Origin of the sequence: Bradyrhizobium sp. HKCCYLRH2047 (assembly GCF_051168175.1) — a bacterium.
Lineage (GTDB): Bacteria > Pseudomonadota > Alphaproteobacteria > Rhizobiales > Xanthobacteraceae > Bradyrhizobium.
This window is the reverse complement of record NZ_JBNPUM010000015.1, coordinates 97,264-112,988: the sequence shown is the minus strand read 5'-3', so window position 1 is coordinate 112,988 and position 15,725 is coordinate 97,264. Positions and strand designations below refer to the sequence as shown.

General features: G+C 66.1%; 11 protein-coding genes. 10 read left to right on the top strand and 1 reads right to left on the bottom strand.

Going from position 1 to position 15,725, the window contains the following annotated elements; genetic code table 11:
* The first annotated feature begins 535 nt into the window (after positions 1 to 535).
* The 7 genes from ACQR1D_RS28175 (at position 536) to ACQR1D_RS28145 (ending at position 11,060) form a co-directional block, all read left to right on the top strand.
* On the top strand, positions 536 to 2,239 hold the full coding sequence (locus ACQR1D_RS28175; RefSeq protein ID WP_434840170.1) for a methyl-accepting chemotaxis protein: 1,704 nt from the start codon (positions 536 to 538) through the stop codon (positions 2,237 to 2,239).
* 69 nt (positions 2,240 to 2,308) lie between these two features.
* The gene (locus ACQR1D_RS28170; RefSeq protein ID WP_434840171.1) at positions 2,309 to 3,913 is read left to right on the top strand and encodes an ABC transporter substrate-binding protein; all 1,605 of its coding nucleotides are present in this window, start codon (positions 2,309 to 2,311) and stop codon (positions 3,911 to 3,913) included.
* 386 nt (positions 3,914 to 4,299) lie between these two features.
* Complete coding sequence (locus ACQR1D_RS28165; RefSeq protein ID WP_434840172.1) at positions 4,300 to 6,006, top strand: methyl-accepting chemotaxis protein; 1,707 nt, start codon at positions 4,300 to 4,302, stop codon at positions 6,004 to 6,006.
* Between the two features lie 470 nt (positions 6,007 to 6,476).
* A complete protein-coding gene (locus tag ACQR1D_RS28160) occupies positions 6,477 to 8,168 on the top strand; it encodes a methyl-accepting chemotaxis protein (protein WP_316183444.1) in 1,692 nt (563 codons plus the stop codon).
* Positions 8,169 to 8,515: 347 nt separating this feature from the next.
* A complete protein-coding gene (locus ACQR1D_RS28155) occupies positions 8,516 to 9,481 on the top strand; it encodes an MBL fold metallo-hydrolase (RefSeq protein WP_434840173.1) in 966 nt (321 codons plus the stop codon).
* Between the two features lie 39 nt (positions 9,482 to 9,520).
* On the top strand, positions 9,521 to 10,609 hold the full coding sequence (locus ACQR1D_RS28150; RefSeq protein WP_315801316.1) for a J domain-containing protein: 1,089 nt from the start codon (positions 9,521 to 9,523) through the stop codon (positions 10,607 to 10,609).
* Between the two features lie 112 nt (positions 10,610 to 10,721).
* Positions 10,722 to 11,060 (top strand): antibiotic biosynthesis monooxygenase family protein, encoded by a 339-nt coding sequence (locus tag ACQR1D_RS28145; protein ID WP_315801315.1) that lies wholly within the window; start codon positions 10,722 to 10,724, stop codon positions 11,058 to 11,060.
* Positions 11,061 to 11,075: 15 nt separating this feature from the next.
* Here ACQR1D_RS28145 and ACQR1D_RS28140 read toward each other — a convergent pair whose 3' ends face one another.
* Complete coding sequence (locus ACQR1D_RS28140; RefSeq protein WP_434840174.1) at positions 11,076 to 12,587, bottom strand: acetyl-CoA acetyltransferase; 1,512 nt, start codon at positions 12,585 to 12,587, stop codon at positions 11,076 to 11,078.
* A 179-nt stretch (positions 12,588 to 12,766) separates the two neighbouring features.
* Here ACQR1D_RS28140 and yghU point away from each other — a divergent pair, with 179 nt between their 5' ends.
* The 3 genes from yghU (at position 12,767) to ACQR1D_RS28125 (ending at position 15,705) form a co-directional block, all read left to right on the top strand.
* Positions 12,767 to 13,642 carry a glutathione-dependent disulfide-bond oxidoreductase gene (yghU, locus tag ACQR1D_RS28135; protein ID WP_316183439.1) on the top strand — a complete coding sequence of 292 codons (876 nt, stop codon included), beginning with the start codon at positions 12,767 to 12,769 and terminating at the stop codon, positions 13,640 to 13,642.
* A 528-nt stretch (positions 13,643 to 14,170) separates the two neighbouring features.
* Entirely contained in the window at positions 14,171 to 15,370 is a 1,200-nt protein-coding gene (locus ACQR1D_RS28130; RefSeq protein ID WP_434840175.1) for a molybdopterin-dependent oxidoreductase, read from the top strand.
* A 5-nt stretch (positions 15,371 to 15,375) separates the two neighbouring features.
* Positions 15,376 to 15,705, top strand: a complete 330-nt coding sequence (locus tag ACQR1D_RS28125; protein ID WP_410051476.1) for a cytochrome c — start codon at positions 15,376 to 15,378, stop codon at positions 15,703 to 15,705.
* Positions 15,706 to 15,725 lie beyond the last annotated feature (20 nt).

Genomic DNA, 15,725 nt, shown 5'->3' with positions numbered 1-15,725 from the left:
CCGCGGAAACGGCCAATTCCTGCTCGCGCAGGGGGCTTGAAAGGCCGGAGCATCGAACGCTCCGGCCTTTTGCGCTTTCTGACCCAACGTTTTCTGACCCAACAGAGACACTCCGTGGCCCGTTGCCTGCGGCTTTTCTATTCGCGTCGCATCGACACCGGCAAAACTAACCTGCGTAGTCAATCTGCATTTTTAACTTGTGTTAAGATTAGGCGTGTAGGGTCTGGCCATTCGCGGCCAACGCACCTTCGAGCTCCACGGGCAAACGGCGCTCCCTCGTTCGGTCGCACCACATGAGACGACGCGTCGCACCGCCAAGCCGGAGCGCGTTACCGATCTGGATGAGCAACGATCGCTTTTTCGATCGTTACTCCGTAGTCGTACGGACATCGTCTTAACCAGACTTAATTTCGGGTTCCGTAGCTTCCACGCGTGGGCTGCGGGCCCGTTTGCGTGCATACGAGGGCGAGCCCACGCCTATCGACGTGATCTGTCCCCGAGCGCCCCAGCATGAGTCGCGCCCGTGGAGACTGACATGTCGTTTGCAATGCCTCATCGCCTCAAGCTCACCATTGGTATCAAGATCTACGCCCTGATCGGTCTGAGCTTCCTCGGCCTGATCGGCCTGACCGCCTTCAATTCCCGTGAGCTCGCCGCAGGCCTCAAGCAGCAGAAGCAGCTCGAGCTGCAGCATCTGACCGAGCTCGCGCTCGGCATCTTCGCCGAGGAGCACGCGGCCGCGCAAAAGGGGACGATCTCGGTCGCCGAGGCGCAGAAGCGCGCGCTCGAGCGCGCCTCCCAGCTGCGCTATGGCGGCAACGAGTATTTCTTCGTCACGGACCTGACCGCGAAGATGCTGATGCATCCGATCTCGACCAAGCTGGTCGGGCAGGACGTCGCGGACATGAAGGATCCGAACGGCAAGAAGCTGTTCATCGAGATGATCGACGTGGTCCGCCAGCATGGCCGCGGCTTCGTCGACTATGATTGGCCGAAGCCCGGCTCCGAGACGCCGCAGCCCAAGCTCACCCATGTCGCCGGCTTCGCCCCCTGGAATTGGCTGGTCGGGACCGGCGTCTATATCGATGACCTCTCGGCGCAGGCCTGGGCCTCGACGCGGCAGTCGTTGATGGCGGCCGGGATCGTGCTGCTGATCCTGCTCGTCTTGTCGACGCTCGTCGGGCGCGGCATCACCAGCCCGCTGCATCGTATGACCAGCGCGATGAAGAGCCTCGCCGGCGGCCGTCTCGACGTCGAGGTCCCCGGCGTGGGACGCGGCGACGAGATCGGCGAGATGGCCGGCGCCGTCGAGGTGTTCAAGAGCAATGCGGTCGCACGTCACGCGCTGGAAGCGGAGCAGAAGGAAGCCGAGCAGCGGGCGCTGGCCCGCCGCAAGGCCGACATGCACAAGATGGCCGACGACTTCGAAAGCGCCGTTGGCGAGATCGTCGAGACGGTCTCGTCGGCGTCGTCCAGACTGGAGGTCTCGGCGGATACCTTGAGCAAGACGGCGGTCCGCGCCGGCGAGCTCGCAACCACGGTGGCGGCTGCGTCGGAGGAAGCGTCGACCAACGTGCAATCCGTCGCCTCGGCCACCGAGGAGATGACGTCCTCGGTCACCGAGATCGGCCGCCAGGTGCATGAATCGGCGCGCATGGCCAACGAAGCGGTCGAGCAGGCGAAGAAGACCAACGAGCGGGTGAGCGAGCTGTCGCGGGCGGCGAGCCGCATCGGCGACGTGGTCGAGCTGATCAACAGCATTGCCGGGCAGACAAATCTGCTGGCGTTGAACGCCACCATCGAGGCGGCGCGGGCCGGCGAGGCTGGGCGGGGCTTTGCCGTCGTCGCCGCCGAGGTCAAGGCGCTGGCGGAGCAGACCGCCAAGGCGACCGACGAGATCGGCCAGCAGGTGGCCGGCATCCAGACGGCGACGCAGGAATCGGTCGCGGCGATCAGGCTGATCTCCGGCAGCATCGAACGGCTGTCGGAGGTGTCCTCGACAATCGCAGCCGCCGTCGAAGAGCAGAACGCCGCGACCAAGGAAATCTCGCGCAACGTGCAGCAGGCGGCTCACGGCACGCAGCAGGTCTCCGTCAACATCACCGACGTGCAGCGCGGCGCCACCGAGACCGGCTCGGCCTCAACCCAGGTGCTGGAGGCGGCCCAGGGGCTGTCGACAGACAGCAACCGCCTCAAGCGCGAGGTCAGCCGCTTCCTGGAGACGGTCCGCGCGGCCTGACGGGCCCGCGGCGATCTCATCAGCTCACAAAGATCCGACCAACGTGTCTCAACGAGTTCGAATCCCGACATGATGACCTTCCTTGACCTCCGGCCCCGCCACGAGATGGTGAACCGGACGCGATCGTTCGCGACTTCCTCGGCGATCATTCTCACCCTCATGCTCACGACCTCGGTCGGGGCCGCGCCGGGCGACAACCTCGCCGTCGTGCGCGACCTCGGCGGCAGGATCGGTCCCGCCATCGGGGCGGCCCTTGCCTGCAGCGATATCCCTCGGCCGCGTATCCAGGCCATCATCGGCAAGTTCCAGGCCGTCATCCGGGAGGCGTCGAACAACGACGGCGATCGCAACGAGCTGACGCGCCAGTTCGACCGCTCCATCGCCGACGGTCGCGCGGCCGTGGCGAGTGGCCGCCAGGACTGCCGGCGGGCCGAGCTCCAGCTTGCCGACATCGAGCGATCGACGGGCACACCGGCGATGGCGGCCGGCGCGCTGCGGGACCCGACGCTCTCCGTCGCTGCGACGGGGGCAACGAGTGCCGTGGCTGCTTCGGCGGTTCGCGGCATCACGGAGCGCGACATCACGTTCGGCAGCGTCTTGCCACTGTCGGGCGCGAACAAGGAGTCGGGCCGCCTGCTCAAGGTGGGCATCGAAGCCGCGTTCAACCGCGCCAACGAAGCCGGCGGGGTCAATGGCCGAATGCTCAGGCTGGCCGTGGTCGATGACGGCTATGACCCGAACCGCACGCTCGATGCCATGAAGCAGCTCTACGAGAAGGAGCGCGTATTCGGCTTCGTCGGCAGTTTCGGGACCGCGACGGCGGCCGTCGCAATTCCATATTCGCTGGAGCGTAGGATGCTGTTCTTCAGCCCCTACACCGGCGCGAACGTCTCGCGTCATGATCCGCCGGACCGCTACGTCTTCAACTATCGTCCGAGCTATTCGGAAGAGGCCGATGCGCTGGTGCATTACCTGGTCAAGCTGCGCCGCGTGCCCCCACGACAGATTGCGCTGTTCGCGCAGGACGATTCGTTCGGCGATGCAGGCTTTGCCGGCGTTGCAAAGGCGTTTCGCGTCCTCGGCCTCAACGACGCGGCGATCCTGCGCGTGAACTACACCCGCAACACCGTGGATGTGGAGCCCGCGATCAATCAGCTCAAGACCCAGAAGGTGCCGGTCCGTGCGGTCATCATGGTCGCGACCTCGCGCGCGGCCGCCAAGTTCATCGAGAAGGCGCGCGACGCGCTGCCCGGCGTCCTCTTCGTCAACGTGTCGGCGGTCGGTGCATCGGCGCTTGCCAACGAGCTCATGCTGCTCGGCCCACGCTACGCAGCCGGGGTGGTCGTGACCCAGACCGTTCCCGCCGTCTCCGGCTATTCGAGCGTGGTGCTCGACTACAAGGCTGCGCTGGCGAAGCATTTCCCCGGCGAACCGCCGGACTACACCTCGCTCGAGGGCTACATCGAGGCAAGCATCCTGGTTCAAGCCCTGAAGCAGGCCGGTCCGCAGCTCGATACCGAGCGGCTGATCGATACGCTGGAGTCGATGCGCAACATCGATCTGGGGCTTGGCGCCTCGCTCAACTTCGGCCCCGCCGAACATCAGGCCTCGCACAAGATCTGGGGCACCGCGCTCGACGAGACCGGCGCCTATCAGCCGATCGAGCTGGAATGATCCGCGGCGCGGGGGAGCGCGAGATGAAGCAACTTGCCGGCGCGCCCTCGAAGCGACGGGCTCGCGGATCGTCGGCGTGCGCGTCCTCTGCCTCCGGTGAGTTCGAAGCCTCGGTGAAGATCCCCGACCCTCGGTGGCCGAGCGCTCGCAGCGGTTGGCCACTACCGTGGCTGTCTATCGGGGCGAGCGCGCGGCGGGGAAAAATACCGTCCGCGCGTATCATTTGATCCGAATTTTTACGGTCGAGAAAATTAAGATTTTTTTCGATTCAAGCGCAACAAGGTCGGCTCACCCAACATCACCGGTGATGCAGGAGCGACTTCGATTGCGTCCTCGACGTAGTCTCGGCTTCGTTTGACGTCATCGGCCTTCATGAGAGGTTGTAGATGTCGTTTCTTTCGCGCTTTCGCGTCCTGACTAAGATTCTTACGATCGTGCTCCTGCTCAGCGCCATGATGGGTGCCCTGAGCTACATCGCCGCCGGTGCATTGCGCGATCTCAACGAGAACGCCGAGCGCATGGCGCGGGCTGCTCGGCGCTCGATGCTGGCCGCGCGAGCCAACACGAATGTGGCGTCCATCGTCGGCGCTGAGTTCCGTAGCGCACTCGATCCTCGCGACGACAACCGCAACGCAGCGCATCACATCATCGACGAGCAGATGAAGGCGTTCAAGGAACGGTTGGACGAAGTCTCAAAGACGAATGACCAGGAAACCCAGGCGATGCTCGGCGGCGTTCGAGACGCATTCGCAGCCTATCAGATAAGTATCGGCAAGACGCTGGCCGTGGTGGAGGCGGCGTCCTCCAACCAGATCAGCGACTCCGCTCAGAAGTTGCTCGAAACGGTCAAGGCCAGTGATGCCGTTGCCGAGACGCTCCGAGCCAAGATGCGGGCAGTGGCCGAGCAGGTAGATCACCGCGTCGAAGAATTGGCCAAGTCGTCGGCTGATGAGTATGTCGAAACATCACACAGGTTGATGGTCCTCTCCGCCATCAGCATCATCGCCGGTCTGTCGCTCGGCTTCGTCATCGGCCAGTACGGCATTGCCAAGCCGATGCGCGCGCTGGTCGCCGTGCTGCAGCGCATGGCAAAGGGAGAGGATGTAGCCATCTCCGGCGAGGGCCGCGGCGACGAGATCGGCGATACGGCGCAGGCCGTCAACCAGATCAAGGTGATGCTGGCCGAGAAGGCGCAGCAGGAGGCCGAGGCCAAGATCGCGATGGACAAGCTGATGGCCGAGAAGCGCCGCGCCGAGATGCATCAGATGGCCGACGGCTTCGAGCAGGCCGTCGGGCAGATCGTCGGCACCGTGTCGCATGCCTCGACCGAGCTGGAGGCGTCGGCCACGTCGCTGAGCTCGACCGCCGCGCGCTCGCAGACATTGGCGACCACGGTTGCCGCAGCCTCCGAGGAAGCCTCGACCAATGTCCAGTCGGTCGCTTCCGCCACCGAGGAGATGGCCTCCTCGGTCACCGAGATCAGCCGGCAGGTGCAGGAGTCCGCGCGCATGGCCAGCGATGCCGTCGACCAGGCGCGGCGGACCAATGATCGCGTCGGCGAATTGTCGAAGGCCGCGACCCGCATCGGCGACGTCGTCGAGCTGATCAACACCATCGCCGGCCAGACCAATCTGCTGGCGCTCAATGCGACCATCGAGGCCGCCAGGGCAGGTGAAGCCGGCCGTGGTTTTGCCGTGGTCGCCTCCGAGGTGAAGGCGCTGGCCGAGCAGACCGCCAAGGCCACCGGCGAGATCGGCCAGCAGATCGGCAGCATCCAGACAGCGACGCAGGAATCCGTTGGTGCCATCCGCGAGATCTCCGGCACCATCGAGAAGCTGTCGGAGATTTCCTCGGCCATCGCCGCCGCGGTGGAGGAGCAGGGCGCGGCGACGCAGGAGATCTCGCGCAACATCCAGCAGGCATCGATCGGCACGCAGCAGGTGTCGTCCAATATCGCCGAGGTGCAGCGCGGTGCCAGCGAGACCGGCTCGGCGTCGTCCCAGGTGCTCTCGGCGGCGCAGATGCTGTCCGGCGACAGCAACCGCCTCAAGCTCGAGGTCGGACGTTTCCTGGACACCGTGCGCGCCGCCTGATCCCGGCGGGCAGATTCCAACGAGACCAGGGCGTAGCCGGGAGGCCGCGCCCTTTTTCGTGGGCCGGTCGGCGCGGAAGGCGGGCGAGTCAGTCGGCCAGTCGCGCTCGACCACCGATCGCCTCGGCGAGCTGTCGAGGGCCGCGACCCGCATCGGCGACGCGCTTCCCGCAAACGGTTCGCGCCGCCTGAGATCCCGAGCGGCCAGGAGCGCAACGATCTGTGCGCTCCGTCAACGGCGGCAACATGGATGCGCCGTTCTGTCTGCACTCGTGTGGCGACACACCGGCTACAGGTCTTGCGCGATTTGCAACTGCCATCAATGAGCGCCAGCGCCCGTATTTCAACGGTGGCGGCATTTTATCTTAGGTTAATCGGCGACTGCGACGATCGATGCATCTCTTGCAACAAAATTAGTCATGCCAGTGCCGGCACGGCTCACGGCCATCATCGTCGATTGAAAGACTCGCCATGCGTAAGAATTTGCCCGTCACCAACGTCGAGTATCCGATCACGGATGACACGCTGATCGTGTCCAAGACCGACACGAAGGGCAAGTTGACCTTCTTCAACCAGGATTTTGTCGACGCGGCCGGCTTCACCGAAGCCGAACTGATGGGGCAGCCGCACAACATCGTGCGCCATCCCGACATGCCGCCTGAAGCCTTCGACAATCTCTGGACCACGCTCAAGGCCGGCCGTCCCTGGGTCGGCGCGGTCAAGAACCGCCGCAAGAATGGCGACTATTACTGGGTGCTGGCGACGGCGTCGCCGATCTGCAAAGACGGCCAGGTCGTCGGCTACACCTCGGTGCGCACCAAGCTGCCCGCCGACCAGCGCGCCGAGGCCGAGCAGGTCTATGCGGCGATTCGCGAAAAGCGGCCACATGGTTACAAGATCGACGACGGCATCGTCCGCCGCCGCTCGGTGTTCGACCATCTCTCGATGTTCGCCGGCACGATCGCGGCAAGGCTGCGAACGCTGGTTGGATTGCAGACACTGTTCCTGCTCGTGCTTGGCGTCATTTCGTTCGGGGAGGGCGGGCTCGCCGGAATGACCGCCGTGGCGATTGCTGCCGCTGGTGTCGTGCTGTGCGGCCTGGTCGGGCTGCGCACGATGAACGTGATCGTGGCGCCGCTCGATCATCTGAACGAGACGATGGAAAGCATCACTCAGGGCAAGCTCGACACCCGCATGCGCATCGAGCGCGACGACGAGATCGGCCGCGCGCTGCGTAACCTGCAGACCGTGCAGACGATGGTGCGGTTCAACGCCAGGGAGCTCGGTGAGCAGGAGCGGCGCGCAGCCGCCTCGCGCAAGCGGGAGATGTCAGAGCTTGCCAACAGTTTCGAAGGGGCCATTGGCAACATCGTCAATACGGTGTCCTCGGCCTCCAGCGAGCTCGAGAGTTCGGCCAATTCGCTGTCGAGCACCGCCGTGCGGGGGCAGGAGCTGTCCACCACCGTCGCCGCGGCCTCCGAAGAGGCGTCGGCCAACGTTCAGGCCGTCGCCTCGGCGACCGAGGAGCTCACCTCGTCGGTCCGTGAGATCAGCCGCCAGGTGCAGGAGTCGGCGCGCATCGCCTCCGATGCGGTCGAGCAGGCCCGCCGCACCAATGATCGCGTCGGCGAGTTGTCGAAGGCGGCGACCCGCATTGGCGACGTCGTCGAACTGATCAACACGATCGCCGGGCAGACCAATCTGCTGGCGCTCAATGCCACCATCGAGGCCGCACGGGCGGGCGAAGCCGGCCGCGGCTTTGCCGTCGTCGCCTCCGAGGTCAAGGCGCTGGCCGAACAGACTGCAAAGGCGACCGGCGAGATCGGCCAACAGATTTCCGGCATCCAGGGGGCCACGCAGGAGTCGGTCGGTGCCATCAGGGAGATCTCGACGACGATCGAGCGGCTGTCGGAGATCGCCGCGACGGTGGCGGCCGCGGTCGAGGAGCAGGGCGCCGCAACCGCCGAGATCTCGCGCAACATCCAGCACGCCGCCGCGGGTACACAGCAGGTGTCCGCCAACATCGCCAACGTCCAGCGCGGCGCCAGCGAGACCGGCGACACCTCGGGGCAGGTGCTCAGCGCCGCGCGCCAGCTCTCCGGCGACAGCAACCGGCTCAAGCAGGAGGTCAGCCGCTTCCTGCAATCCGTTCGCGCCGCCTGATAGGCATGACGAAGCGGGCGACAGCGGCCGAGATGGGCCGCTGTCCCATTCGATCATCGAACGACACAGCCTGCCGATAGCCGTACGCAGAACCGATGGCGCCCCCGGCGAGCCGCGCCGGCGCGGAACGCACATGCCTGCGCCGTTCGTCAGGCGGCGCCCCGCTCGACGGGATCATCCCCGACCGTTGCAGACTCCCCACACCTGACGCCCCGGCCAGAAAGGCCGTTGTCGCGCCATAATCCCGCTAAGGTGCAGAGGTTAACTTGTGTTAGATATTTATTCAACCAGCGGTACATTTAGTGGCAGGCAATGTGATTGCGAGCGGCCCTTCGCGCAGGACCTTGGTGCTATCGGCCGCGACGGCTGCGGCCGCCCTCGGTCTCGATGCGGGGCTTGCCGTCGTTGCCGCCAAGCCGCGCCGCCGCACTGAGGATCCCACGCCCGGCTATCGCCGGATCACGATCGGCGAGGCCGAGGTGATCGCCCTCTATGACGGGATCTGGGAAAAGCCGCACGAGGCCGGCTTCATCGGCAACGCCAGCATCGGCGACGTCAAGCAGGCGCTGCACGCCGCAGGCCTGAGCTCCGCCTTCGTCCCGATCCCGATCTCCACCTTCGTGGTGCGGCTGAAGGGCAAGACCGTGCTGTGCGATGCCGGCGGCGGCGGCCAGGTGCAGGGCTACAATTCCGACTCGATCTTCATTTCAGGTCGCATGCTGGACAATCTGAAAGCAGCCGGCATTCGCCCGGAGGACATCGACACCATCCTGATCTCGCACTTCCATCCCGATCACATCTTCGGACTGCTCGGCGAGGACACCAACGCGCCGGTGTTTCCGACCGCCGAGATCATCGTGGCCGCGGCGGAATACAAGTTCTGGACCGACGCATCTCTGACCAGCCGACTGCCCCCGTGGCGGCAGTCGCTGGCGCGCCGCATCCAGAGCGTGATCCCGGGGTGGAAGAACGTGCTGCCGGTCGAGGGCGAGGACGAGGTGGTGCCGGGCATCCGCTTCGTCAGCGTCCCCGGACATACGCCGGGGCACACCGCCTTTCATCTCAGCTCCGGAGCGGAGCAACTGATGATCTCGGGCGACACCGCCTATGTGCCGGCGTTGTGCCTGCGCCATCCCGAATGGCACGGCGCGTATGACCAGGACGGCCCGGCTGCCGAGGTCAGCCGGCGCAGATTGCTCGATCGTATCGTTGCAGAAAAGATGTTGGTTTGTGGATCTCATTTTCCGTGGGCCGCGTTTGGCAGGCTCACCCGCGATGGCGCCCATTATGCGCTCGACCTGCTCCCCGCGTGATCCCGAACCGGCCTCGGTAGAGAGGCACGGGATCGCACCATGAAGACGCATTACGAGGTGCTCGGCGTATCGCCGCGGGCCGATCTCGACACGATCAAGCGGGCGTTCCGCCTGGCCGCCAAGGCGCACCATCCCGACCTCCGGGGCGGCGCCGATGCGGCGTCGGAGCATCAGCTCAAGATGATCATCGTCGCCTACAACGTGCTGCGCGACCCTGGCCTGCGCGCCGAATACGACGCCGATCTTGCCGCCGAGCGCGATCGCGTCCGCCGCGAGCGCTGGGACGCCATCCTGCAGTTCACCGCGGCGACCGCCGTGCTCAGCGCGATCCTGATCGGCCTCGAGATTCTGCTGTTGCCCTCCGCCGGTGACTGGATGAGCAGGCAGGCGACGCGCTCGATCGTGACACCGTCGCCGCAGGCCCGATCCGCGCCGCAGCGCAAGGTCGCAGGTGAGACCATCCCGGCGCCTGCCGTCCAGGATGCGACCGGAGCCGTGCTGCCGGTGCAGCCCCCGGCGATGGAGGCGCCTGCGCCGCAAGCCGCAGAGCCGGTCGTCCCGGCCGAACCGATGACCGCCGCATCCCTGGTGAAGCGCGCGATGGACCGCAGCCGCCAGGGCGATGTCGAAGGGGCCGTCGCCGATCTCGACGAGGCGATCCGGCTCGCGCCCCGCAATGCCGATCTCTATCGCTACCGCGCCAGGGATCTGGTCCGCATGGGCCGCTTCGACCGGGCGCTTGGCGATTATGAGCGGGCGATCCGGCTCGATCCGAACAACCCGATGCTGTTTCACGATCGTGGACTGGCGTTCCAGCGCAAGGGAGATCTGGACGAGGCCCTCGTCGATCTCGACCACGCCGTGCGCATGGGCTTCAACGATGCCGCGACGTACAGCGACCGCGGCGCGGTGTGGCTGGAAAAGGGAAGCTACGACCGCGCGCTCGCCGACTTCAACCAGGCGCTCAAGCTGGATCCGGAATCGGCGGTTGCGGCCGCGCGGCGGGATGAGGCCGTCGCGCTCAAGCGCGACCGGCAATTGGCGGGCGACAACAGCTCGCCCCCGGCGGCTGAGGAGACCACCGGCACGGTGCCTGCCGACGTGAAGCCCAGGCGAAGTGGGCGCTGACCGCCGGACCGTGATCTGCGCGCCGACATCCAGGACGCGGTGAGCAGCGTTGTGCTCACACCCGCCGGCGCGACCGTTCCCCCCGCGACGGGGTGCGATCCAGGAGCGCGCCATGAGCGTCTACGTGTCCGTCACCGGCTTCCGCCCGCATCGCGGCCTCACTCGGCTGGCGCGATTCTGGTGGCACACGCTGCGCGCCGTCCGCCAGGCGCGCGCCGCTCCCGGAAATCTGCGCGTCGAGCTTCGTCCGGTGAATGGCATCTATCACACGCTGACGGTCTGGACCGACGAAGCCAGCATGCGCGTCTATGTCAGAAGCGGCGCGCACCGGCGCGCCATGATCGGCTTCCGCGACCTCGGCGGCGGCCGAACGCTCGGCTTCGTGGCGGAGCGCGATCCTGATTGGGATACGGCCTATGCACGCTGGCAGCACGAGGCGCGGGAGGTGTGAGGTGACGGAAGCGGACTAATTCGCCCGCCACTCCGGCACGCCATCCGCGGCCATCGTGATCGTGCCGAGCAAGCCGACCGGCGACCTGTCCTGATCCATCAGCCGCGCCAGCGTGGCTGCGTCCTGCGCCGGCACGCGCGCCAGCGTGCGCGCGTCCTGCTCGGTGCGCAGCATCACCACGCCATGCTCAACCTCGCCGTTGCGATCGAACAGCGCGGTGAAGCTCTCGACCCTGCCGCCGCCGCTGGCCTCGCTGACGAACTCCGGCGCGACGGCGCGGTGCCGGTCCGCCTCGGCCTGCACGCTCACCTCCTGTGACAGGGACGACGGCGGCTCGCGCGAGATCACCAGCGCATGATGCTTGGTGACGAAGCCGCCCTGGCCGTACAGCAGGCCGCGCTTGGCGCCGCCGCGCAGCCGCCGCACCATCGCGCAGGCGGCATGCGTCATGTAGGTGTTGAGCGGCGCGCCGAAGAAGGTCAGCCCGCCGGTGACGGTGGGCTCGACGTCGGCGCCGAGGCCGAGGGTTCGCCGTGCCATCTTCGGCACGCAGGGAAAGCAGCTGTAGAGCTCGATGGCGTCGAACGCGGCGCCGCTGCCACCGGCGATGTTCATCGCAGCCCGCAATACAGCGTTCTGCGGATGGCTCTCGGCGAACTGGTCGCGCGTGAGATAGTCGCGCGGATCCTCCGCTGATGCGCCGCCGAGCGGATAGATCATGCGGCTGTCGGCGATGCTGGCGGCGCGCGCCTTGGCGAGGCTGGTCAGGATCAGCGCCGCGCCCATGTTGACCATGGGATTGGCGACCATCAGCTTGGTGTAGGGCCAGGCGATCGGGCGATTGTCGGCCGACGGCGTCGTGATCTCGTCGGGCGCGAAGTGCCGCTTCAGCCAGGCGTTGGGATTGTAGGCGGCGACCGCCGAAAAGCGCGACCACAGCTCGCCGGATTCGGCGAGCGCCTGCCGCGGCGTCTGGCCCCATTTTGCCGCGCTCGCGACCTCGTAGAACGGATAGACCGAGACCGGACGGAACACGCCGAGCTTCACCGCCAGCGGCTTCTGGAATGCGGCGCCGCGCTTCGGCTCCTCGACATCATGGGCGAACGGCGTCCACGGCAGAGTGATGCCGGCACGCTCGGCCTTGGTCGCGGTCGATTGCGCCTCGGCGCCGCAGACCACGGCGACCTCGCATTCGCCGCGCGCGATGCGCAAGGCGGCCTCGTGCAGAAAGCGGATCGGGCTCTCGCCGCCGACCGGACCATAATGGCAGTGCGCCGGCGCGACGCCCAACCGCTGCGCGAGAAGCTGCTCGGGGGCGCGGTAGCGCCAGCTCAGGAAGTTGACGACGTCGAGCGAGCCGGTGTCATGGACGAGCTTGGCGCCCGCGTCATTTTCCGCGCGGCGGATCGCCTGTTCGAGCAGCGCCAGCGGCTCCAGACCGTCGCGAATGTCCTTCGGGCGATCGACGATCTCGCCCACGCCGACGATCACGGGAATGCGGTCGGGGGGCAGGGTAGTTGCAGTCATCGGCGTTTCCAGGAGCGGGCCCATGACGGACCGTCATTGTTGTCTTGTCTCCGTTCTGTCATCGCAGGTTCGACCGCGCAATGCAGAAAATGCTGATGGCGCCCGCGCGCGGTGTGGCTTCCGCTCGACGGCATATGCGCCTAAAACGCTCGCTCCTGACGCTCATGCCGGAGTCTGCCGTGTCCGAACAGAACAGCTATGTGCCGCCCAAGGTCTGGACCTGGAACAAGGCCAGCGGCGGCCGCTTCGCCAACATCAACCGGCCGATCGCAGGTCCGACCCACGAGAAGGAATTGCCTGTCGGCCGTCATCCCTTGCAGCTCTATTCTCTGGGAACGCCGAACGGCGTGAAGGTCACCGTGATGCTCGAGGAGCTGCTGGCGCTGGGCCACAGCGGCGCCGAATACGATGCCTGGCTGATCCGGATCGGCGAGGGCGATCAGTTCGGTTCGGGCTTCGTCGCCATCAATCCCAATTCCAAGATCCCGGCGCTGCTGGATCGCAGCGGGCCCGAGCCGATCCGCGTGTTCGAGTCCGGCGCGATCCTGGTCTATCTGGCCGAGAAGTTCGGCGCCTTCCTGCCGACCGAGCCGGCCAAGCGCGCCGAATGCCTGTCCTGGCTGTTCTGGCAGATGGGCGCCGCGCCCTATCTCGGCGGCGGCTTCGGCCACTTCTATGCCTATGCGCCGACCAAGATCGAATATGCCATCGACCGCTTCGCGATGGAGGTCAAGCGCCAGCTCGATGTGCTCGACCGCCGCCTGGCCGAAAGCGAGTATCTCGCCGGCCCCGACTATACCATTGCCGACATCGCGGTGTGGCCGTGGTACGGCGCGCTCGCCAAGGGTTTACTCTACGAAGGCGGCGAATTCCTCTCGGTGCAGGACTACAGACACGTCCAGCGCTGGACCGACCAGATCGCGCAGCGCACCCCTGTGAAGCGCGGCCGCATGGTCAACCGCGTCTCCGGCGATCCCAAGAGCCAGCTCCACGAGCGCCACGACGCCGGCGATTTCGATACCAAGACGCAGGACAAGATCGGGCAGGGCGGGTAGTTCGGTCGTCGTGTCGTAGGGTGGGCAAAGGCGCGCCTTCCATCATTGTTGGCGTTCACATCTGTGCGACGCGCCGTGCCCACCGCGCTCCCTCACATCAACCGCCGGTGGGCACGCGCCGCCTGATGGCGCCGCTTTGCCCACCCTACGGACGTCAGCCGCTCATCCGGGCTACAAATCCGCCACGATCCAGGCACCCGGGCTAACACCCGTCATTGCGAGGAGCGCAGCGACGAAGCAATCCAGAGTCGACGCGGGACTCTGGATTGCTTCGCTCGCAAGGACGACGCGACCCGCGAACCGCCCTTTCGCCGGCACGACTCGCGTGCGCACTCCGTCACCCACGCGCGGTCTTCATTTTTGCCGCAGTGCGATGAATCGCGATGGTTTGATCTCTGACATCACGTCTTTTCTTGTCACGAGAGAATCGTGCAACAATCATCTGGCGCCGCAATGCATGCCGTGTGCTGACCAACTCGTCCCGAGGTGATGACCCCTGGCGAGAACCACCACTCCGGAGGGAGACCCATGATCGACAGACGTGATCTGCTCAAGGGAGCGGGGATGGCAGCTTTGCTGGGCAGCTTCGGCGCGACCCGTGCGCTGGCCGAGGAGACGGTGACGTTGCCCTTCGCCAACGGCGAGCGTCCGCTGGTGAAGTATCCGCAGAAGCGGCCGATGATCGGCCTGACCAGCCGGCCGCCGCAACTCGAAACGCCATTCGCAGTGTTCAACGACGGCGGGATCACGCCGAACAACGCCTTCTTTGTCCGCTATCATCTGGCGGGACTGCCTTACGATCTCGACCCGGACAAGTTCACGCTCGAGATCAAGGGCAAGGTCGACAAGCCGCTGAAGCTGTCGCTCAAGGACATCCGCAGGATGAAGGCGACCGAGATCGTCGCCGTCAACCAGTGCTCCGGCAACAGCCGCGGCTTCTTCGAGCCGCGCGTCGCCGGCGGCCAGCTCGGCAACGGCGCCATGGGCAATGCGCGCTGGCGGGGCGTGCCGCTCAAGACCGTGCTCGACATGGCGGGTGTCCAGGCCGGCGCCAGACAGGTCACCTTCGGCGGCATGGATGGCCCGGTGATCGACAAGACGCCGGATTTCGTCAAGGCGCTCGACCTCGATCACGCCATGAATGGCGAGGTCATGCTGGCCTATGGCATGAACGGCGAGGATCTGCCGTTCCTCAACGGCTTTCCGCTGCGCCTGATCGTACCCGGCTACTACGGCACCTACTGGGTCAAGCACCTCAACGAGATCACCGTCATCGACAACGTCTTTGACGGCTTCTGGATGAAATCGGCCTATCGCATCCCGGACACGCCGAACAACGCCGTGGAGCCCGGGACCACGCCGAAAGCGACGATCCCGATCAACCGCTTCACGGTCCGCTCGTTCATCACCAGCCTGGCCGATGGCGCGAAGCTGAAGGCAGGCAGGGCAACGCTGCGCGGTATCGCATTCGACGGCGGGGCCGGGATCAGGCAGGTTGCCGTTTCGACCGACGGTGGCCAGAGCTGGACCGATGCCCGGCTCGGCAAGGACCTCGGGAAATATTCCTTCCGCGAGTGGAAGCTGCCGGTGAAGCTTGCCGCGGGATCCCACGATCTCAAGGTGCGGGCCACGAGCAATTCCGGCGAGACCCAGCCGGAGACGCCGCGCTGGAATCCGGCCGGCTATCTGCGCAATGTCGTCGAAACCGTCCGCGTCACGGCGGCCTGAGGAGGATGACCATGCAACGGATGTCGTTCCTCATCGCCTCGCTGGCTGCCGGGCTTGGTTGCCTGGCGGGCAGCCCCATCGCCCTCACCGCAGCCCCGGTGAACTATCAGGTTCCGCAGGAGACCGCGGCGTTCAAGCCGGGGCCCGACCTCGCCGTCGTGCAGGGCAACTGCACGGCCTGCCACTCCTCCGACTACATCAAGACGCAGCCGCCGATGCAGAACAAGAAGGAGTTCTGGCAGGCCGAGGTCACCAAGATGATCAAGGTCTATGGTGCCCCGATCGACGCGGCCGATGTCGACAAGATCGTCAGCTATCTGGCCGCGACCTACTGACGGCGTCCGGCCGGGAGCGC